Annotated in this window: 16 protein-coding genes, 1 tRNA gene and 1 pseudogene; 5 read left to right on the top strand and 13 right to left on the bottom strand. The window is 69.1% G+C overall.

The annotated features are described in order from the left end of the window. The first annotated feature begins 13 nt into the window (after positions 1–13). The 3 genes and pseudogenes from E3O67_RS12270 (at position 14) to E3O67_RS12260 (ending at position 3,423) form a co-directional block, all read left to right on the top strand. Entirely contained in the window at positions 14–2,179 is a 2,166-nt protein-coding gene (locus E3O67_RS12270) for a hypothetical protein (RefSeq protein ID WP_135102820.1), read from the top strand. A 13-nt stretch (positions 2,180–2,192) separates the two neighbouring features. Continuing rightward, a pseudogene (locus E3O67_RS17675) lies at positions 2,193–2,459 on the top strand (ATP-binding cassette domain-containing protein); the annotation flags it as partial. A 37-nt stretch (positions 2,460–2,496) separates the two neighbouring features. Further along, positions 2,497–3,423, top strand: a complete 927-nt coding sequence (locus E3O67_RS12260) for a Ppx/GppA phosphatase family protein (RefSeq protein WP_134431545.1) — start codon at positions 2,497–2,499, stop codon at positions 3,421–3,423. A gap of 114 nt (positions 3,424–3,537) precedes the next feature. On the opposite strand, the gene E3O67_RS12255 is transcribed toward E3O67_RS12260, so the two are convergent. The 12 genes from E3O67_RS12255 to E3O67_RS12200 form a co-directional block, all read right to left on the bottom strand. Next, positions 3,538–3,927 (bottom strand): SHOCT domain-containing protein, encoded by a 390-nt coding sequence (locus E3O67_RS12255; RefSeq protein ID WP_134431542.1) that lies wholly within the window; start codon positions 3,925–3,927, stop codon positions 3,538–3,540. 155 nt (positions 3,928–4,082) lie between these two features. Beyond that, positions 4,083–4,155: transfer RNA gene (locus E3O67_RS12250), tRNA-Leu, on the bottom strand. A 79-nt stretch (positions 4,156–4,234) separates the two neighbouring features. Next, positions 4,235–5,779, bottom strand: coding sequence for an NAD(P)/FAD-dependent oxidoreductase (locus E3O67_RS12245; RefSeq protein ID WP_135102818.1), 1,545 nt, complete (start codon positions 5,777–5,779; stop codon positions 4,235–4,237). 37 nt (positions 5,780–5,816) lie between these two features. After that, the gene (locus E3O67_RS12240; RefSeq protein ID WP_338145400.1) at positions 5,817–7,100 is read right to left on the bottom strand and encodes a S8 family serine peptidase; all 1,284 of its coding nucleotides are present in this window, start codon (positions 7,098–7,100) and stop codon (positions 5,817–5,819) included. Continuing rightward, entirely contained in the window at positions 7,097–7,618 is a 522-nt protein-coding gene (locus E3O67_RS12235; protein ID WP_135102817.1) for a DUF501 domain-containing protein, read from the bottom strand. The genes E3O67_RS12240 and E3O67_RS12235 overlap by 4 nt, the downstream gene beginning before the upstream one ends. Continuing rightward, the gene (locus tag E3O67_RS12230) at positions 7,615–8,091 is read right to left on the bottom strand and encodes a septum formation initiator family protein (protein WP_135102816.1); all 477 of its coding nucleotides are present in this window, start codon (positions 8,089–8,091) and stop codon (positions 7,615–7,617) included. The genes E3O67_RS12235 and E3O67_RS12230 overlap by 4 nt, the downstream gene beginning before the upstream one ends. Before the next feature lie 125 nt (positions 8,092–8,216). After that, positions 8,217–9,497 carry a phosphopyruvate hydratase gene (eno, locus tag E3O67_RS12225; protein ID WP_134431528.1) on the bottom strand — a complete coding sequence of 427 codons (1,281 nt, stop codon included), beginning with the start codon at positions 9,495–9,497 and terminating at the stop codon, positions 8,217–8,219. Between the two features lie 106 nt (positions 9,498–9,603). Then, positions 9,604–10,860: a histidine--tRNA ligase gene (gene hisS / locus E3O67_RS12220; RefSeq protein WP_134431525.1), complete on the bottom strand. Its 1,257-nt coding sequence runs from the start codon at positions 10,858–10,860 to the stop codon at positions 9,604–9,606. A gap of 124 nt (positions 10,861–10,984) precedes the next feature. Then, positions 10,985–11,719, bottom strand: a complete 735-nt coding sequence (locus E3O67_RS12215; RefSeq protein ID WP_241979315.1) for a MazG family protein — start codon at positions 11,717–11,719, stop codon at positions 10,985–10,987. Between the two features lie 242 nt (positions 11,720–11,961). Continuing rightward, positions 11,962–15,588: a transcription-repair coupling factor gene (mfd, locus tag E3O67_RS12210; RefSeq protein ID WP_135102815.1), complete on the bottom strand. Its 3,627-nt coding sequence runs from the start codon at positions 15,586–15,588 to the stop codon at positions 11,962–11,964. 117 nt (positions 15,589–15,705) lie between these two features. Then, complete coding sequence (gene pth, locus E3O67_RS12205; protein ID WP_135102814.1) at positions 15,706–16,287, bottom strand: aminoacyl-tRNA hydrolase; 582 nt, start codon at positions 16,285–16,287, stop codon at positions 15,706–15,708. Between the two features lie 38 nt (positions 16,288–16,325). Beyond that, complete coding sequence (locus E3O67_RS12200) at positions 16,326–16,937, bottom strand: 50S ribosomal protein L25/general stress protein Ctc (RefSeq protein ID WP_134393822.1); 612 nt, start codon at positions 16,935–16,937, stop codon at positions 16,326–16,328. 113 nt (positions 16,938–17,050) lie between these two features. Between E3O67_RS12200 and E3O67_RS12195 the strand changes: the two genes are divergently transcribed. Both E3O67_RS12195 and gndA read left to right on the top strand, forming a co-directional pair. Then, complete coding sequence (locus E3O67_RS12195; protein WP_134431516.1) at positions 17,051–17,248, top strand: hypothetical protein; 198 nt, start codon at positions 17,051–17,053, stop codon at positions 17,246–17,248. A gap of 95 nt (positions 17,249–17,343) precedes the next feature. Further along, a complete protein-coding gene (gene gndA / locus E3O67_RS12190) occupies positions 17,344–18,747 on the top strand; it encodes an NADP-dependent phosphogluconate dehydrogenase (protein WP_241979320.1) in 1,404 nt (467 codons plus the stop codon). 106 nt (positions 18,748–18,853) lie between these two features. On the opposite strand, the gene E3O67_RS12185 is transcribed toward gndA, so the two are convergent. Continuing rightward, positions 18,854–19,813: a hypothetical protein gene (locus E3O67_RS12185; RefSeq protein WP_134431510.1), complete on the bottom strand. Its 960-nt coding sequence runs from the start codon at positions 19,811–19,813 to the stop codon at positions 18,854–18,856. Between the last annotated feature and the right edge of the window lie 182 nt (positions 19,814–19,995).

Here is a 19,995-nt window from a genome sequence, read left to right as displayed (position 1 = left end):
CACAGGGGGATTCATGTTCGGGACAGGTGAGGCCGGTTCGGGCACAACGCCCGGGTGCCGTCGCCGACGAACGACGCCTCGCACTCTGCCCCTGTTCGTCTCCCTGGTCGGCTTGCTGCTGCTCGGCACCGCGGCCCCGGCGTTCGCGGAGCCGAGTCCCACACCGACTCCCACACCGGCCCCCACCGTCGAGCGGGAGCCCAGGGCGGCCCCGACGAGCGCGCCGACCATCGTCAGCCCACCGCCGGGGACCTTTGTGGGCAGCGGAACCACCACCGTCTCCGGAACGGGTGAAACCGGCCAGGAGATCCAGTTGCTCTCCCCCGTCGCCGGCCAGGACCCGCTCTGCTTCGACGTGGTTGACGCCGGCGAGTGGAGTTGCGCCGCGGTCTCCCTGCCGAGCGGGCCATCCGTTCCGCTCCGGGTCGTCGTCACCGGCGCCTCCGACCTCGCCGCCGAGCACACCATCGCCGTGCTGGCCGCCCCTCGGGTGACGGGCGGCCCGACCGGCGGGACCCTGACCAACGGCACGGTGCGCGGCACCGGCTATCCGGGGGCCTCCGTCATCGTCACAATGACCGGCGGACCCCGCTGCACGGCCACCGCCGACGCCTCGGGCGCCTGGTCGTGCACGTTCGCCGACGGGCTCGCCGGCGGGGAGGCCGAGGTCACGGCCAGCCAACAGACGAGCTATAGCAGTCCCTCGTGGTCCAACCGGAGCGCCCCGGTCGTTCTCGACTTCGATCGCGACCGGCCGGCGGCACCGACGCTGAGCACGCCGGCGCCCGGCGCCCGGCTCCCGCTCACCGGTGCCGACTACGCGGGGTCCGGTGAGGAGGGTGCGACGGTGCGAGTCTTCGCCGGCCCATATGAGCTCTGCAGCACCGTTGTCGTGTCCGGGTCGTGGATTTGCTCGGCCGGCGGGGTCGCCGCCGGTTCCTACCGGGTGATCGCCGTGCAGCTCGACCCGGCGGGCAACCTCGGCCCGGGCAGCCCCGGCGTGGACGTGTTCTACGGCGACCCTGCCCCGTCCGGCTCCGCCGCCCCGGGAACGGCCGTGCCTCCCACTGCCGCGCCCGCCGCTCCGGCCGCCCCACCGCCTTCCTCGGCCGCGGTCCCGGAGCACTCCTCACCCGGTGCCGCTGCACCCGCGTCGCCGACACCGCAGGCTGACAGCCCGACCGTAGACCTCGCCATCCCCCTGCCGGGCGGCTGGAGCGACCCCACCCGGTTCGCGACCGCCGTGCTGCCGCCGTGGTCGACGCCCGACCTGTCCTGGTTCCAGGCGGCGCTGCTGGCGCTCGGCGCCCTCCTGTTGTTGTGCGTTCCGGCCCGTCTCCTCGCCGGGACCGTGTCCCGGGCCCGCGACGGACGCCCCCTCTGGCCGGGCATGCCGATCGCGGGCCGCAACCGCGCCCGCGAGGAATTCGAGACCGTTCCCGAGCTCCCGCTGAACCGGTGGCTGGTGGCCGGTGCCGCCGTGCTGGCCGCGGCCACCCTCGTCATGCTGTCGGGCCCGGTCACCAGCCAGCCGGCCTACCTCCGACTGCTGCTGGCCGTCACGCTGGCGCTCCTCGTCGTCAACGCGGTCGGAGCCCTCGTACCGCTGTGGTGGAGCTCCCGCGTGTGGCGGGTGAAGGCATCCGTCACATTCCTGCCTCGCTACCTGCTGCTGGTCGCCCTGACCGCCCTGGCCTCCCGGGCCCTCGACATTCATCCGGCCCTGGTCTTCGGGCTTCTCGGCAGCGTCACCGTGGCCCCCGAGGCGCTGGCGCCGCGGCGCGGCCCGCTCGCCGCCGTTCGGGCCGGCAGCCTGATCGGTCTGGCCGTTCTCGGCTGGCTGACGCTGGGAATTCTTCCGGCAGCGGACGGCTTCCTCAGTTCCCTCGCCGCCGAGATCGCCACCAGCGTGGTGCTGGCCGCGATCGGTTCGGCGGCACTGGTGCTGGTCCCGATCGGACGCACCAGTGGACGGAGCATCCTCGCCTGGTCACCGCCGATCTGGGCGTGCCTGACGGTGCTCGCCTTCACAATCATGTTCGGGGTGCTGTCCCCGGCGGTGGATCTCTGGCACGCCGGCGGCAGCCTCAACCTCTGGTGGGTGGCGGGCGCCCTCTTCACCGTCGTCAGCGTGAGCGCCTGGGCCTGGCAGCGGTTCGTCACCCCCGCCAGACTCTGAGCATCGCCCGGGTTCGCTCTCGGGCGGTCAGCGTCAGCGGGTCAATATCGCCCGCGCGCTGATGAACGACCCGACCGTCCTGGTCGTCGCTGAGCCAACGAGCGCACTCGACCAGGAGCGCGGTTCCCGCATCCTGGAGCTGATCCTGCGGCTCACCGTCGAGCACGACACCGCCACGGTGCTGGTCACCCATGTTCGGCGGCTGCTGCCGCTGACGGACTCCGTGCACACCCTGGTCGACGGCACCCTGACGACGACCCGGCACGCCGTGGCCGCGTAGCGGTGCGGCGGCCTCCCCGCACGCTATCGTCGAGAGCGTGCGCCTCGGAGTCCTTGATGTCGGTTCGAACACCGTCCACCTGCTGGTTGTCGACGCGCACGCGGGCGCCCAGCCGGTGCCGATGGCCTCGGACAAGGCTGTGCTGCGCCTGATGCGCTACCTCACGCCCGAGGGCGCGATCACCGACGAGGGGTGCACCGCGGTGCTCGAGTCGGTGCGGAATGCGGCCGAGGTGGCACGGCGCCACCAGGTCGACGACCTCTTGCCGTTCGCCACCTCCGCCCTCCGCGAGGCCGTGAACGGACCCGAACTGCTCGCCCGGGTCGAGCGGGAGACCGGCGTCGCACTGCAGGTCCTGTCCGGTGAGGACGAGGCCCGACTGACGTTCCTGGCCGTTCGGCGCTGGTACGGCTGGTCGGCCCGGGACATCCTGCTGTTCGACATCGGGGGCGGCTCCCTGGAGATCGCCGCGGGCGGGAACGAGGTGCCCGCGGTGGCGCTGTCGTTGCCGCTGGGCGCCGGCCGGTCCACGATCGGCTTCCTGCACGACGACCCGCCCCTGCCCAAGCAGGTCGCCGCGCTCCGCGACCATGCGGCCGCCGTGCTCCAGGACGCCCTGGTCGCATTCGAGGGTCTCCCCGCGGCGCACCACGTCGTCGGTTCGTCCAAAACCATCCGCTCACTGGCCAAGCTGGCCGGTTCCACCTCGGAGGGTTTCGGCTCGGGCGAACGGATGCAGCTGACGCGTTCCCAGTTGGACGACTGGGTGCCGCGGCTGGCCCGCATCCCGGCCGAGGCCCGCCCGGCGCTGCCCGGCATCACCGCCGACCGCACCTTCCAGATCGTGGCCGGCGGCATCGTGCTCAGCGCCGCGATGGCCGCGTTCCGCGTGACCGAGCTGGAAGTGTCGCCGTGGGCGCTGCGCGAGGGCATCATCCTGAGGTACCTGGACCACCTGGAGTAGCGACCCCTCACCAATTCGACGGAGATTCTGCCGAAAATGGCCTCAACCCGGCCCCTATCCGGCTCTCAGACCACAATCTCCGTCGAACTGGTTCCGCCCGCGGCGCGGCTCAGGTCACCGCAGCGCCTTGGCTTTGAGCGCCGCGTACTCCTCGGCGGTGATGGTGCCGGTGTCGAGCAGCGCTTTCGCCTTGGTGATCTCGTCCGCAGCCCCGCCCGTGCCGGCGACCGAGCGCACGTACTGTTCCGTGGCGGACTGGTTCTGCTGAGCCGCGCGCATCTGCCGCTCGGCCATTCCCTTACCCCGGGCGATCAGGTAGATCAGCGCGGTCAGGAACGGCACGAAGACGAGGAACAGCATCCAGGCGGCCTTGCCCCATCCGCTGAGGGTGTGGTCACGGAAGATGTCCCCGATGATCGAGAAGAGCACCATCAGGTAGGCGATGAACGCGAATGTCCAGAAGAAGAACCAGATGATGTCCCACGTGGCTTGCAGAAAGTCCATGATGCTGCTCCTTCGTCGGGAAAAGGCACATCACGGGGAGGCGACGGCCGTGTCACTCGCAGATGGTAGCGCGACGGAACCACGGCGGAAAGGCCGCCTCACCCGGATAAAGCGTGCAGCAGGGCCGGGCCGGTTCGCTGTGTCGTTCCGTGCAGTGCCCCCGCTGGGGGTCGAACCCAGACTGTGACGATTTTAAGTCGTCTGCCTCTGCCATTGGGCTACGGGGGCGCGCTCGGTGAATCCGAACGCCTCAAGCGTAGGTGCTGCGGGCGTCACCGGTTTCTCCCGTTGACGCCCGCAGCCGCTGCTATTTGGCGGCTGCTGACGCCGTGGCCTTCTCGGTCGTCTCTGCCGTGGCGATCTTCTCGGCCTCGACAGCCCTGTCGGCCGCGCTCTTGCGCGGAGCGCGGGGCGCCCGCACGGCGGCCTTGACGGCGGGAACCGTGCCAGGGGCGGCGGAGGCCGAGGCCTTGGCCTTGGCCGATGCGGCGGCGGTCGCCGGCGCCTTGGCCGGCGCGGCAGCATCCGCGGCGGGCTTGGGGCGGGAGGCGAACTCCACGAACGTGGCCCGAGGGTTCTCCACCGCGGCGAGCGAGACGATGTCTCGACCGAGGAAGAAGTTGTTCATCCAGCCCAAGATGACGCGCAGCTTGCGCTCCCAGCTGGGCATGGCGAGGCCGTGGTAGCCGCGGTGGGCGAACCAGGCCGGCAGACCCGTGAAGGCGACCTTGCCGGACTGGAAGACACCGGAACCGATGCCGAGGCCGGCAACCGCGCCCTTGTTCTTGTGCAGGTAGTCCTTGGGAGCCTCGCCGCGCAGCACCGCGACGATGTTCTTCGCGAGGAGCTTGCCCTGGCGCACAGCGTGCTGGGCGTTGGGAACGCAGAAGCCGCCCACTCCCCCACCGCTGAGGTCGGGGACGGCGGTGATATCGCCGGCACCCCAGGCGTCGGCGATGATCTCGTCGTCGGTTCCGACGCGCAGGTCGGGGCGCACCTGGATCCGCCCGCGGTCCTCGATCGGCAGGTCGGTGTGGCGCACGATGGCCGGGTTCGCCATGACTCCGGCGGTCCAGACGATCAGGTCGGTCTCGAAACTCTCACCGGTGGACAGCTCGACCTTGCCGCCGACCGCGCTGGTCAGCTGCGTGTTGAGGTGGATCTGAGCGCCGCGTTCGTCGAGGTGCTTGATGACCCAGAGGCTGGTCGGCAGCGAGACCTCGGGCATGATGCGCCCCATCGCCTCGATCAGGTGGAAGTGGGTGTCGTCGAACCCGATCTGCGGGTAGGACTTGAGTAGCGATGACGCGAAGGAACGCAGCTCGGCGAAGACCTCGATGCCGGCGAAGCCGCCGCCGATGACGACGAAGGTGAGCAGGCGGTCCCGCTCGGGACCGGCCGGCAGCAGTGCCGCCTTGTCGAAGTTCGTGAGCATGCGGTCGCGGATGGCGATGGCTTCCTCGATGGTCTTGAGACCGATGGCCTGGTCCGCGACGCCCGGGATCGGGAACGTACGGGACACGGCGCCGGCCGTCACGACGACGACGTCATAGACGAAGTCGTAGGGCTCGCCGACGGGCGGGGTGATGGTCGCGGTCTTCGTGGCGTGGTCGACGTGCGTGACCTTTGCCGTGACGACGGTGGTCTTCTTGAGGTGACGACGGTGCGCGACAGCGGCGTGGCGGCCCTCGATGGATCCGGCGGCAACCTCCGGCAGGAACGGCTGGTAGGTCATGTACGGCAGCGGGTCAACCATGGTGACCTCGGCCTCGCCGGCGCGCAGCCATTTCTCCAGTTTCCACGCAGTATAGAAACCGGCGTAGCCGCCACCGACGATAAGAATTTTGGGCACTATGAAAGTCCTCCTACATGATTTAGCTGCGCGAAACTTACCGTTTTGACCGGATTCGCTTGATCTGCCGAGAGGCTCCGATGCCGAGCAGCGTTACTAGAGTACCAAACCCGACCAAGACCAGGAGCGGTACGGTGATATAAGTCAGCGTGAGCGGGCTGGGCAGCCACGCCGCAACGACGCTGGGGGCAGGCAGCGCCGGGTCCTCCCGCGGTGCGATCGGCACCTGCGTGGCGGTCTGCGGAGCAGCCTCGACCTCGGTGTCCGCGCGCCGGTGCACCCGGATCCACTCCTCCAGCAGGGCGGCCGGTTCCGGGCTCGTCGAGGACGCAACGGATGCGCTCACCGCGGCGGCGGCGTCGATCAGGCCGTTACCGTAGATGGGGCTGGGGACGGCACGGCCATTGGGGTCGGCCGTTTCGATGACCCGGTTCATCACCTCCGCCGCGTCGAGCCGGGGATAGGCGGCGCGCACCAGGGCCACCAGGCCCGACACGATCGGCGCGGCCGCGCTGGTGCCGTTCCACTGCACGTAGCCGCCGTCGGGAACCACGCCCACGAGCTGCTCGCTGGGCGCGGCCACCGAAATCGTGATGCCCTGGGAGGACGCGTCGAAGCTGGCACCCTTGTTGCGGTCGACGCCGGCGACGGTGAGCACCCCGGGGATGGTGGCCGGGGCTCCGACCTCGGTGGTGCCGCTGCCGCGGTTTCCGGCGGCGGCCACCACGACGACATCGTTCTCGAAGGCGTACAGAAAGGCGTCGTCCCAGCTCGGCGGCCAGTCCAGCGTGTTGCGGGTCAGGGACATGTTGATGACGTCGGCGCCGTTGTCTACGGCCCAGCGGATGCCCTCGGCGATCTGGTCGTCATTGCTGACGGTGGCGTCGCTGGTGCCGAAGGCCACCGAGACGGCCAGGATCGACGCCTCGGGGGCCACTCCCAGCACACCCGACCCCTCACCCGTGCCTCGGCCCGCCAGCAGGGACGCGACCAGGGTCCCGTGCTCGCTGCCTTCTCCAACGGGCGTCTGCCCGTCGGTGGAGCCGAGTCCGGAGACATCCGTTCCGCCCACGACCGCACCCGTGAGGTCGGCGACGCCGGCCGCGACGCCCGTGTCGATGACGGCCACCGTGACGCCGGCGCCACGGGTCGTGTTCCAGGCCTGGGTGAATCCGTAGTCGTTGAGCCAGTACTGCAGGTCACGGACCTGCGTGTTCTCCGCGAAAGCGGGCGCGGGCGCTGCGACGCAAGCCCCGCCGAGCGCCACGGTCAGGCCCAGGGCGACGCCCGCGCCGATCCGACGCCAGGCGGAACGGGTCACTCGTCGGCCGTGGTGTAGTCGAGGCATTCGCAGACGGCGGGCGTCCACGCCGCCCGGGCCAGCGCCAGGTCACCGATCGGGTTCACGCCGGGACCTGCAGCCAGGGCGTGGGCGGCCAGGGCGTGCAGGCATTTCACGCGTTCGGGCATGCCGCCGGAGGAGATGCCGGCGATTTCCGGGACCGTACCCAGGGTCTCCCGGTCAGTGAGGAAGCCCTCGTGCGCACGCCGGTAGCGAGCCCGCACCTGCTCGTCGTCGGCCAGTAGCTGGTTGTACTCGTTCATCACCTGGGTGGCCTCGAGGAACGACAGCGCCGCGGTGGCCGCGGGGTGCGTCAGGTAGTAGAGGGTGGGGAACGGGGTGCCGTCGGCGAGGCGCGGCGCCGTCGCCACCACGGTCGGGGCGCCGCAGACGCAGCGCGCGGCGATGCCCACGACGTTGCGAGCCGGGCGTCCCAGTTGGGCCGACACGATCGTGATGTCGTCCTCGGTGACCGAAGCGAAGGGAGGCCGGGTCATTTCACGGCCTCGGGAGCCAGACCGGCCGTCATTACGGAGGCGAACATGGAGGAGAGCCAATCGACGTTGGTGGTTTGGATGGTGGGCGTGGCGACCGGCGGGGCCGTGCCGCCGGCGACGGGCAGGGCCAGATCGTTGATCACGAGGAAGCTGACGTCGCCGGGGAGCACATAGGACAGTCGGTCCCTCGCCTGCGTGGTGACGTAGGTGCGGTCATTCCAGCGTTCCCGCTCGTTCTTGAGCTCCTCCACGGCACCCTGCTGGGCTTCGACCTCCGCTGTGAGCGATTCGATCTGCTGGCGCTGGTCGGCGTAGGTGCGGATGCCGGGAGCCAGGACGATGACGGCCATGATCAGGAGGCCCATCATCACCAGCGAGAACCCGGACAGGCGCAGGCCGCGTAGCCAGCGGGCGGCCGCGGTCTCGGTTGCGGGGAGCGCAACGGGCTGCCGTTCGGCGCGTTTCCTGGCCACGGCAACTCCCTTCGTGAATCGCTGGTCGCGGTTGTCCCGCACTGGAACCCTAACCGCAATCGGACAAAAAAATGGAGCTCCCGGAGCGACGGGGATGAACCCGCGCTCCGAGAGCTCCAGTCGAACTACGCCGTGAAGCGCGGGAAAGCGGCGCGGCCCGCGTACACAGCGGCCTCGCCCAGCTCTTCCTCGATGCGGAGCAGCTGGTTGTACTTCGCGACGCGCTCGCTGCGGGCGGGCGCTCCGGTCTTGATCTGGCCGGCATCCGTCGCGACCGCGAGGTCGGCGATGAAGGTGTCTTCGGTCTCACCGGAGCGGTGCGAGATGACGGCGGTGTAACCGGCACGCTGCGCGAGGGAGACTGCGTCGAGCGTCTCGGTCAGGGTGCCGATCTGGTTGACCTTGACCAGGATGGAGTTCGCGGTGCCGAGGGCCAGGCCCTTGGCGAGACGCACCGGGTTGGTCACGAACAGGTCGTCGCCGACGATCTGGACCTTGTCGCCGAGCTCGGCGGTGAGGTGGACGTAGCCATCCCAGTCGTCCTCCTCGAGCGGGTCTTCGATCGAGACGAGCGGGTAGGCCGCAACGAGCTCGACGTAGTAGGCGGACAGCTCCGAGGCGGTGAGTTCCTTGCCCTCGAAGTGGTAGACGCCGTCCTTGTAGAACTCGGAGGCGGCGCAGTCGAGCGCAAGCCCGATGTCCTTGCCGGGTGTGTAGCCGGCGTTCTGGATGGCTTCGACGATGAGGTCGAGAGCCGCGCGGTTGCTCGGCAGGTTGGGGGCGAAGCCACCCTCGTCGCCGAGGCCGGTGGAGAGACCCTTGGACTTGAGCAGCGCCTTCAGGGCGTGGTAGGTCTCGGTGCCCCAGCGGAGGCCCTCGGCGAAGGACTCAGCGCCGAGCGGGACGACCATGAATTCCTGGATGTCCACGTCGTTGTCGGCGTGCGATCCACCGTTGATGATGTTCATCATCGGGACCGGGAGCGTGTGCGCGTTCGGGCCACCGAGGTAGCGGAACAGGGGCAGGCCGGCCGAGGTGGCGGCGGCCTTGGCAACGGCCAGGCTGACGCCGAGGATGGCGTTGGCGCCGACGCGGTGCTTGTTGTCGGTTCCGTCGGTCTCGTTCAGGACGGCGTCGATGATGCGCTGGTCTGCGGCGTCGAGGTCCTCGACTGCCGGTCCGAGTTCGTCGATGACGGCGTCAACGGCCTTGCGGACTCCCTTGCCCAAATAACGTGACTTGTCGCCGTCGTGCAGCTCATAAGCCTCGAACGCACCGGTGGATGCGCCGGACGGGACGGCGGCACGGCTGACCGAACCGTCATCAAGCAATACCTCGACCTCGACGGTCGGGTTGCCTCTGGAGTCAAGAATCTCGCGTGCTACTACTGCCTCAATGAGAGCCACAGCTATCTCCTGTTTCCTTGTGTTTCTTAATTGGTGGGGTGTTGGTTTGGAGGAATCGAGGAAGACAGCGCCGTGTTCCAATCCCATAACAGTCTAGCGACTGGCCTCAGCCGCCGAGAGAACGGAAATCGAGGTCGGCCGCGCTGGAGGCATCCGCACCGACGAATGCATAGCGCCCGTAACCGGCTCCGGCCGCGCGTTCCAGTAGCGCCTTGACGTTCTTGGTGCGCTGTTCGAGGCGCACCCGGAGACCCTGGTCGACCAGTGTTCTCTTGAGAGCCACGAGCCGGGCGGGGTCTGTTCCCCGCTCGTACACCAGCACGACGGCGTTCTCGGCGGATGCTGCATCCACTCCGAGCAGGTCGACGATGCGTTCGAACCCGATCGAGAATCCGCAGGCCGGCACATCGGCGCCGAGGAAACGGCCGATCATGCCGTCGTACCGGCCGCCGCCGCCGAGGGAGTAGCCGAGATCGGGGTGTGAGATCTCGAAGATGGTGCCGGTGTAGTAGCCCATCCCGCGCACGAGCGTGGGGTCGAACACGAGCCGCACGTCGGGCATCGCGGCGCGCAGGGCGAGCAGGTCGGCGTAGGCATCCGTGTCGAGCCAGGCCGGCGGCGTGGATTCGGCGGCCGTCCAGCCGGCATCGGCGATCTTGCGCAGGGTCTCGGCAACGCCCTCGGTGGGGATCCCCAGGCCGGCCAGCTCGGTGACGACACCGTCGACCCCGACCTTGTCGAGTTTGTCGATCACGATCAGCGCGCGTTCGTTCAGCCCGGGCGCGACATTCCAGTGCGCGAGCAGGGCGGTCAGGATGCGCCGGTCGTTGATGCGGATGGAGCACCCGGTCAGGCCGAGGGCGTCGAGCGCGGCGGCGGTCGCGGTGATCAACTCGATCTCGGCGAGCAGTCCGGACTCACCGATGATGTCGATGTCGCACTGCACGAATTGGCGGTAGCGGCCCTTCTGCGGGCGTTCCGCCCGCCACACCGGTGCGATCTGGATCGACCGGAACACCGTCGGCAGTTCCGCCCGGTGGGTGGCGTAGAACCGGGCCAGCGGCACGGTCAGGTCGAATCGCAGGCCGAGGTCGGCCAGCGCGAGGAGGTCGCCGGATTCGGCGGCGGTCGCGGCATCCGTCGGTTTCAGCCCGCGTTTCATCACGGCGAAGGCGAGTTTCTCGTTGTCGCCGCCGAGCCCGGAGTGCAGCCGGGCCGCGTCCTCCATGACCGGGGTCTCGATCTCGTCGAAGCCGTGGGCGGCGAAACTCCGCCGGATCACGGCCAGCGCATGCTCCCGGGACGCCTTGTCGGCGGGGAGGAAGTCGCGCATGCCGCGGGGAGGGGTCACAGGTGTTGCCATAGCCCCAATTGTGTCAGTTCGGGTCGGCACGTCGATTCCGGGTGGCCCGGCCGCGCGACACGGGACCGCCACCGACCGGTGGGCAGCACCGCCATGCCGCGACCGAAAAGGTGAGCGGGGACGGTCAGCGGGGAAGGCCGATGATGCCGGCGTCGGCGAGGTCGACGGCAACCGTGGTGTCGGCATCCGTCGTCTCGGCTTCGCGGATCTCGTCCTGCAGCCCGCGGAGGGCGGTGCGCAGGGCGCGTTCGGAGTCGAGCCCCCGGCTCTTGGCCGCGGACACGATGGCCAGCAGCAGCGGGCCGAGCTGGTCCTCGCTCTCGATCGGCAGCGGGAACGCGGCCTCGGCGCCGAGCAGCCCGATCTTCTGGGCCCGGCCGAGCACCTTGTCGGCGAGCGCGAGCGCCGGCATTCCCTGCGGGATCCCGTCGAGCACGCTCGTGCGGGAGGGCTTCTCCGCGGCCTTGAAGTCGTCCCAGGCGCGGGCCACGTCGTCGGCCGTTTCCAGGTTCACGTCGCCGAAGACATGCGGATGCCGCCCGACCATTTTCGCGGTCATGTGCGCGGCGACATCGTGGATGTCGAAGCCCTCGCCGTCGGTGTGCGCGGCCAGGTCGGCGTGGAAGATCACCTGGTAGAGCACGTCGCCGAGCTCCTCGAGCATCTCGTCGCGGCTACCCGACTCGATCGCCTCGATCAGTTCGTGCGTCTCCTCGGTCAGGTACTGCACCAGCGACTCGTGGGTCTGCTCGGCATCCCACGGGCATCCGCCCGGGGCTCGCAGCAGGGCCACCACACGCACGAGCTCGTCGAGGCCGGAGGCGGAGGCAGTTCCGGTGGGAAGGTCTGAAGAGGTCACGCGTCAACTCTAATCGCCCCGAATCGACGGGGATCCTCAGGTCTGCTCCGCCGGGCTGGGCCTGCCACGGGCATCCGCGGAGGTTGCCTCCGGGATCGATGGCGGTCGCGACCTCACCTGCGGACATTTTCGCAACACGCCGCTGATCCGGCCGAGATAGCCGGCGTTTCGGGAAATTCTCCTCAATTACGTGCGGACGGATGCCCCGGCCGGGCCCTGCCGCGACGGACGGGACACAGGCATCAGGCGACCGCGGCGACGGGGCGCGGGAAGAGCGCGTCGAGCAGGGTGCCGGCCCAGGCGATCAGCGCCGCGTCGCCGAGTGGTTCCCCGTTGACGCGCGGCATGGGGACCGTCAGCGAACCGTTCTGGGTGAAGTAGCGCGAGCCCGGGTACATGCGCTGCAGGCGCACTTGCATCGAGTCGGCGAGGTTCGCCGGCGACACCCTCAGGTTCGAACCCATCGCCACGACCTCGCTCAGGCTTGCCTGCTGGGCCAACCAGCGCAGGCGCGACACCAGGACCAGATTCTGCACCGGCTGTGGCGGTTCACCGTAGCGGTCGGTGAGCTCCTCGAGCACCAGGTCGATCTGGTCCTTCGCGGCCGTCGGCGAGCTGGCCGCGGAGAGCTTCTGGTAGGCCTCGAGCCGCAGCCGCTCGCTGTCGACGTAGTCCTCGGGGATGTGCGCGTCGACGGGCAGCTCCAGCCGTAACTCGGTCTGCCCCTCGGCGACGTCGCCGCGGAACGTGCTGACGGCCTCGCCGATCATGCGCAGGTAGAGGTCGAAGCCGACCCCGGCGATGTGGCCGGCCTGCTCACCGCCGAGCAGGTTGCCGGCGCCGCGGATCTCGAGGTCCTTCAGCGCGACCTGCATACCGGCGCCGAGCTCGTTGTTCGCCGCGATCGTGGCGAGGCGATCGTGCGCGATCTCGGTCAACGGCTTGTTCTCGTCGTAGAGGAAGTAGGCGTAGGCCCGTTCGCGGCCACGGCCGACCCGCCCGCGCAGCTGGTGCAGCTGACTGAGCCCGAACTTGTCGGCCCGGTCGATGATGATCGTGTTCGCGTTGGCGATGTCGAGGCCCGTCTCGATGATCGTGGTGGAGACGAGCACGTCGAATTTGCGCTCCCAGAAGTCCACAACGACCTGCTCGAGCTGGGCCTCGGGAAGTTGCCCGTGCGCCACGGCGATGCGGGCCTCGGGCACGAGCTCGGCGAGCGCGGCGGCCACCCGGTTGATGCTGGACACCCGGTTGTGCACGACGAAGATCTGGCCCTCCCGCAGCAGCTCCCGCCGGATGGCCGCGGCCACCTGGCGATCGGAGTACGGCCCGACGAAGGTGAGGATCGGGTGCCGGTCCTCCGGCGGGGTGGCCAGGGTCGACATCTCCCGGATGCCGGTGACCGCCATCTCCAGGGTGCGCGGGATGGGCGTGGCGCTCATGGCGAGGATGTCCACGTTGGTCTTGAGCTTCTTCAGCGCGTCCTTGTGCTCCACGCCGAAACGCTGTTCCTCGTCGATGATGACGAGGCCCAGGTCTTTGAAGACGATGGAGTCGGACAGCAGGCGGTGCGTGCCGATCACGAGGTCGACGGTGCCGTCGAGCATCCCGGCGATGGTCTCGCGGGATTCCTTCTCGGTCTGGAACCGGCTGAGGGCGCGCAGGTGCACCGGGAACCCGGCGAAGCGTTCCTGGAACGTCTCCATGTGCTGGCGCACGAGCAGGGTGGTCGGCACGAGCATGACGACCTGCTTGCCGTCTTGGATGGCCTTGAACGCGGCGCGCACGGCGACCTCGGTCTTGCCGAAGCCGACGTCGCCGGAGAGCAGCCGGTCCATCGGGATGGGCCGTTCCATGTCGGCCTTGACCTCGTCGATGGTGGTGAGCTGGTCGGGCGTCTCCGCGAACGGGAACGCCTCCTCCAGTTCACGCTGCCAGGGGGTGTCCGGCCCGAACGCGTGGCCCTTGCTGGCCATCCGTGCGGAGTAGAGCTTGACGAGCTCGACGGCGATGTCCCGCACGGCCCGGCGCGCCTTCGTCTTCGCGGCCGACCAGTCGCTGCCGCCCATCTTGCTCAGCGCCGGCGCCTCGCCGCCGACGTAGCGGCTGACCAGGTCGAGCTGGTCGGTGGGCACGTAGAGCTTGTCGCCGGGGTGCCCGCGTTTGGACGGCGCGTACTCCAACACGAGGTACTCGCGCTTGGTCTTGACCGGGTTTCGCCCGCCGCTGGAGACCTCGCGCTGGGTGAGCTCGATGAACCGGCCGATGCCGTGCGTCTGGTGCACGACGTGGTCGCCGGCCTTCAATTGCAGCGGGTCGACGACGTTCTTGCGCCGGCTGGCCAGCTTCTTCACCTGGCGGGCGTCGTAGCCGACGGTGCGGCCGTAGAACTCGGACTCGCTGACCAGGGAGAATTTCGTCTCCGGCAGTTCGAAACCGTGGTCGACGGATGCCTGAAGCAGGTAGGCGATCCCGGCCTCGGGTGTGCTCGGCCATTCCGCCACGATCCGGGCGGGCAGCTCCCGCTCGGCCAGGACGTCGGCGGCGCGTTCGACCAGTCCGGCACCCTGGGCGACGATCCCGACGGTCCAGCCGGCCTTCAGCCGCTCAGCCAGGTGACCGACGGCGCCTTCGACGCTGCCCTGGAAGCTCGGCACGGCGTCGCCCTCGACCCGCACGGTGAGCAGGTCGTCGAGTTCGCGGTGCTCCGGCAGCACCGGGGCATCCGTCGGCGCCGCCTGGAAGGAGCTCAGGGTCCACCACACGTGCGCGGACGCCGGGGCACCGGGAGCACTGAACTGCACGGTCTCGCGCAGCCGCCCGAGGGTGAGGAAATCGCCGGACTCCAGGTCGATCGGCGCCTCGGCGCCCGCGGTCGCGGCGCTCCACGCGGCGCCGAGGAACTCCCGGTTGGTCTCGGCGAGGCTGATCGCGCGGGACGCGACGCGCTCGGGCGAGATGACGGCGACAGCCGCCTCGGCGGGCAGGTAGTGGGTGATCGGCACGAGCCGGTCGACGAGGGCGGGCGCGAGGCTCTCCATCCCCTCGACCGGGATGCCCTCGGCGATCTTCGCGAGCAGGCCGGACAGGCTCGGGAACTCGTGCTGCATCTCGCGCGCCCGCTGCCGCACCGCGGGGCTGAGCAACAGCTCGCGGCTCGGCGGCAGGCTCACCGAATCGACCGGGTCAGGGAAGGAGCGCTGGTCGGCGACCGAGAACGCACGAATCTGCTCGACCTCGTCGCCGAAGAATTCGACCCGGAACGGGTGCGGGGCGATCGACGGGAACACGTCGAGGATGCCACCGCGCACCGCGAACTCGCCGCGCCGGGTGACCATGTCCACCCGGGCGTAGGCCACGTTGACGAGCTGGCGGGCGATGGCGGAGAGGTCGTGGCCGCGCTGGCCGGCGACCAGGTCGATCGGCTCGTAGTCGGTGAGGTTGTCGGCCACGGGCTGCAGCGCGGCGCGCACGGACGCGATGACGATCAGCGGGCGGCGCGCGGCGGGGGCGCTCTCCTCCCACTCGCGCATCCGTCGCAGAGCGAAGAGGCGCTTGCCGACGATTTCGGCGCTGGGACTGAGCCGTTCGTGCGGCAGTGTCTCCCAGGCCGGGAAGTCGATGATCTCGGCGTCGGCGGCGAAGCAGGCGAGGTTCTCGTGCAGCGACTCCGACTCCCGCCCGGTGGCGGTGATCAGCAGCAGGGCCGGGGCCTTGCCCAGCTCGCCGCGCCGTTCAAGCAGGGCTGCGAGCAGCGGGGCACGGAGCCCCTCGGTGAGGGAGAAGTCGACGTCCCGGTTCGCGAAGGCGAGGGCATTGTCGAAGGTGGAGGCGCGCGAAAGTGTGGCAATTAAGCCCTGGAGAGTCACCGGAGCATTCTATGCAACCCGGCTGAGCGCCAACCCGGGCGTCCAGGTGCCCGGTTCCGGCCCGGAGTGCCCGTTGCGCGGGTCACTCCGGGCCGACACGGGCGCTGTCGCGGGATGTTACGGGGCGTGGAACTTTTGCTGTGCGGCGGTGACGCCCTCGGCGGCGATGAGTTCGATCGCGTCGGCGGCATCCGTCAACAGATTGGGCAGAGCCGAACGCTGCGTGGACGTGAAGTCGTGCAGCACGAAATCCGCGGCGGGCTGGCGGCCGGGCGGGCGGCCGATGCCGACGCGGATGCGGGTGAACTCGTTCGTGCCGGCGGCGGCGATGATGTCGCGCAGGCCGTTGTGGCCGCCGTGGCCGCCGCCGACCTTGATCTTCATCGTGTCGAACGGGAGATCGAGGTCGTCGTGGATGACGATCAGGCGCGCGGGCTCCAGCGAGTAGAAGCGGAGCAGCGCGGCCACCGGCCCGCCGGACACGTTCATGTACGTGTTCGGCTTGGCCAGCACCAGTTTCGGACCGCCGGGGAAGCTGCGCCCCTCCGCGACCGACGAATTCGTCTTGTGGTTCTTGAAATTCGCCGACAGACGGTCGGCGAGCACGGCAGCCACCATGTGGCCGACGTTGTGTCGGTTACCGGCGTAGTCGGGCCCGGGGTTACCGAGCCCGACTACGAGCCAGAGATTGTCGTCCAGGGGAATCCTCCGCTTGACGCGAAACCAGAAGGGGATGACTACTCGGCGGGAGCAGCCTCGGCGTCGCCCTCAACGGCTTCGCCCTCTTCCGTTTCCTCTTCCTCTTCCTCGGCCGGCAGGTGCACGAGCACGACGACGGCTTCTTCGTCGGAGACGAGCGTGGCGCCCTTGGGCAGCACGACGTCCTTTGCGCGGATCTGGTCGCCGTCTTCGAGGCCTTCGATCGAGACCTGGACGTTCTGCGGGATGCTGGTGGCCTCGACCTCGAGCAGGAGGGTCTTGGAGTCCAGGTCAGCCATGGTGCCGGAGGCCGACTCACCGGTCAGGTGCACGGCAACCTCGACCTGGACCTTTTCGCCCTTGCGGATGACGATGAGGTCGAGGTGCTCGATGATCTGCAGGAACGGGTCCTTCTGGACGTCCTTGACGAGGGTCAGGTGGGTCTTGCCGTCGATGTCCAGCTCGAGGACGGCGTTCGCACGACGCAGCAGCAGGCCGATCTGGTGCGCGGGGAGCGCAACGTGAACCGGGGTGGTGCCGTGGCCGTACATGACGGCGGGGATCTTGCCCAGCACGCGCAACTTGCGGGCCGCGCCCTTGCCGAACTTCACGCGCAGGTCGGCGACAATTTTGTTGGTGGCGTCAGCCATGGTGTATCTCCTTGCGGACCGCTACGGCCCAGATCTGGTTCGCGGACGGACGGCCCGCGAAGGTGGGTACTGGTTCAATTCAACTCGAACGCGTGTCAGCGTGAGGAAAGGCCGTGAAGCATTCCGCCGCGTCGATAACGGATGCCGCACGCTCGGTTTCCCGGCACGCGGCAGCCCTCGCCGAAGTTCAACTCGTAAGTCTAGCGGAGGCGACGGCGCTCGGCGAACGCGGGCTCGGGCATCCGTCACCGGCGTTCGAGACCGGCAGCGCCCGCGTCACTCCATGTCACGGCCATGGGCCGAGCGACTAGCCTTGGAGGAGTTTTGAGAACCAATAGCTGAAGGAGCGAACGTGGCCGAAACCGGCGCAGCACAGGCAAACATTGGCGTAGTGGGACTGGCGGTGATGGGCTCCAACCTCGCCCGCAACCTGGCCAGCCGTGCGGGCAACACCGTGGCGGTGTACAACCGCTCCCCCGAGCGCACCCGCCTGCTCATCACCGAGCACCCCGAGGCCGGCTTCGTCGCCTCGGAGACCATAGAGGAATTCGTGGCGTCGCTGCAGAAGCCGCGCACCGCGATCATCATGGTGCAGGCCGGAACGGGCACGGACGCCGTGATCAGCCAACTGACCGCTCTGTTCGAGCCCGGCGACATCATCGTCGACGGCGGCAACGCCGACTTCCAGGACACCATCCGCCGCGAGAAGGAGGTGCGCGCCACGGGCGTGAACTTTGTCGGCGCCGGCATTTCCGGCGGCGAAGAGGGTGCCCTCAAGGGCCCCAGCATCATGCCCGGCGGCTCGGTGGAGGCGTACAAGACCCTCGGGCCGATCCTCGAATCGATCGCGGCCGTCGTCGACGGTGTGCCCTGCGTCACCCACATCGGCACGGATGGCGCCGGTCACTTCGTGAAAATGATCCACAACGGCATCGAGTACGCCGACATGCAGCTCATCGCCGAGGCCTATGACCTGCTTCGCAGAGTGACCGGGCACTCCCCCGCTACCATCGCCGACGTGTTCACCGAGTGGAACGAGGGTGACCTCGAGAGCTACCTGATCGAGATCACCGCCGAGGTGCTGCGCCAGGTCGACGCCAAGACCGGCCTGCCGTTCATTGACATCGTGCTTGACGAGGCCGGCTCCAAGGGCACCGGCGTTTGGACCGTGCAGAACGCGCTCGACCTGGGCGTGCCCGTCGGCGGCATCGCCGAGGCCGTCTTCGCCCGCGCCGTGTCCAGCCACCCGGAGCAGCGCGGCCCCGTGCGCGCCGCCATCACCGCCCGCCCGGAGATCGCCGTCGTCGGCCACACCTTCCAGGACGACGTGCGCCAGGCGCTCTACGCGTCGAAGGTCGTCGCCTACGCGCAGGGCTTCGACGCGATCATCGCCGGTGCCCAGAAGTACGGCTGGACTGTCGACAAGGGCGCGATCGCCACGATCTGGCGCGGCGGCTGCATCATCCGCGCCCAGTTCCTGAACCGTATCGTCGACGCCTACGCCAACGACCCGTCGATCACGTCACTGCTCGTCGACCCGTACTTCGCCCAGGCCGTCGCCGACGGCGAGTCGGCGTGGCGCCGCGTGGTCTCGACGGCGGCACTGTCGGGCATCCCGGTTCCCGGCTTCGCGTCGGCGCTCAGCTACTTCGACTCGCTCGCGAGTGAGCGGCTTCCCGCCGCACTGGTGCAGGGCCAGCGCGACTTCTTCGGCGCGCACACCTACAAGCGCGTCGACATGCCCGGCACCTTCCACACGCTGTGGTCGGGCGACCGCAGCGAGATCGCGACCGAGGGCTCCTCGCACTAGCGGCGCGCAGCTCCGGCGCGCAACTGTTGCCGGAGCGGACGAGTGTTGCCCGTACACCGGCAACAGTTGTCCGCTCCGGCAACACTTGTGTCGGGCAGCCGGCCGATCAGCGCAGGATCGGGAGCCCCGCGGTCGTGAGGATGCGCAACAGGGACCGGCGATCGCGCACATCGGCCGGGCCCCATCGGGCCAGGCCATTGCCCTCCGAACGGAGGTCATCCTCGCGAATCTTTTCCCGGGTGACCGCTTCACCGGGCGTGAGACCCCGCAGAAACTCGTCCTTCAGATACTTGCCCTGCCCGTCGAACTCCCCGATCAGGCGATAGGCCGGCCACTCGAAGTCGGTGAAGTAGTAACCGCCGCGAGGGTTGCGGTGGCAGGTCTGCAGCAGGGGATCCGGGAATCCCAGCTCGAAGATCGCCACGCGACTGAGCGATTCACCCGGATTGTCCGCATTGGGACGGCCGAACCGGATGGCGCGCAGCGCCCTCGCCGACCCCCGGGGCGACATCGACGCCTGGAGCTTCTCGCGCAGCACCGTCTCCGTCAGGAAGACCTCCGGGGATGCGCTCCGCGGATTGAGAGCATGGTCGATCGCGACGACCGCAGTGGCAAAACTCATGGTGCGCGCGAGGTCGAGCAGGGTGCGGGCGGGGCTGGTCACGAGCATCCCGTCGATGTCGACGACATCCCCGGCAGGGACGTGGCTGCGGTGGACCGTGACGCCGTTCTTGCTTCGCGCCCGGGAGTCCGGTGAGGCCAACACGTGCACGGTGCCTGGCCAGGCATCGGGCAGGGGAATCCCCCACACGGCCGCAGCCGATTGATGGCTGATCACAGGGTCGCTCAGTCGAGTGGCGACGACCGCGCGGATCTCCGCGAGGTACCTCTGTCTGGGTGTGAGCAGACCCCAATGCTCAGTGGTCGTGAAGACGCCGCGCCGCAACCGCAGGGCGCTCCGCCCGAACTGGGCCTCACGCCGAAACTGCCGGTCGGTCGACTCGGTGGCTTCGGCCCCGCCGGAGAGATAGAAACCCGTCTGCTTATCGATGCGCTCGTCAGCCATCTGCCGAGGTTGGCAGTGTGCGGAAAGTCAGGAGCAGGTCCCCGACGCTTCGGGGGGCCTGGGCCATCGTGGCAGCCTGGGGAGGGGTGGCCGAGTCGCTCCCGCCGGGAATACTGTTGCCGAATCGGACGATTGTTGCCCGTGCGCGGGCAACAATCGTCCGATTCGGCAACTGTTGGCGG

It is taken from the genome of Cryobacterium sp. TMT3-29-2 (genome assembly GCF_004564305.1).
GTDB lineage: Bacteria > Actinomycetota > Actinomycetes > Actinomycetales > Microbacteriaceae > Cryobacterium > Cryobacterium sinapicolor.
Note: the sequence above shows the minus strand (reverse complement) of the source record. Positions and strands in the feature narration are given on the sequence as shown.

Coding starts and splice junctions, on each gene's coding strand:
- E3O67_RS12255 (WP_134431542.1), bottom strand. CDS start 3,927: ATGGACTTTCTGCAAGCCACGTGGGACATCATCTGGTTCTTCTTCTGG.
- E3O67_RS12185 (WP_134431510.1), bottom strand. CDS start 19,813: ATGGCTGACGAGCGCATCGATAAGCAGACGGGTTTCTATCTCTCCGGC.
- gndA (WP_241979320.1), top strand. CDS start 17,344: ATGGGCTCCAACCTCGCCCGCAACCTGGCCAGCCGTGCGGGCAACACC.
- E3O67_RS12235 (WP_135102817.1), bottom strand. CDS start 7,618: ATGACCCGGCCTCCCTTCGCTTCGGTCACCGAGGACGACATCACGATC.
- hisS (WP_134431525.1), bottom strand. CDS start 10,860: ATGGCAACACCTGTGACCCCTCCCCGCGGCATGCGCGACTTCCTCCCC.
- E3O67_RS12270 (WP_135102820.1), top strand. CDS start 14: ATGTTCGGGACAGGTGAGGCCGGTTCGGGCACAACGCCCGGGTGCCGT.
- E3O67_RS12200 (WP_134393822.1), bottom strand. CDS start 16,937: ATGGCTGACGCCACCAACAAAATTGTCGCCGACCTGCGCGTGAAGTTC.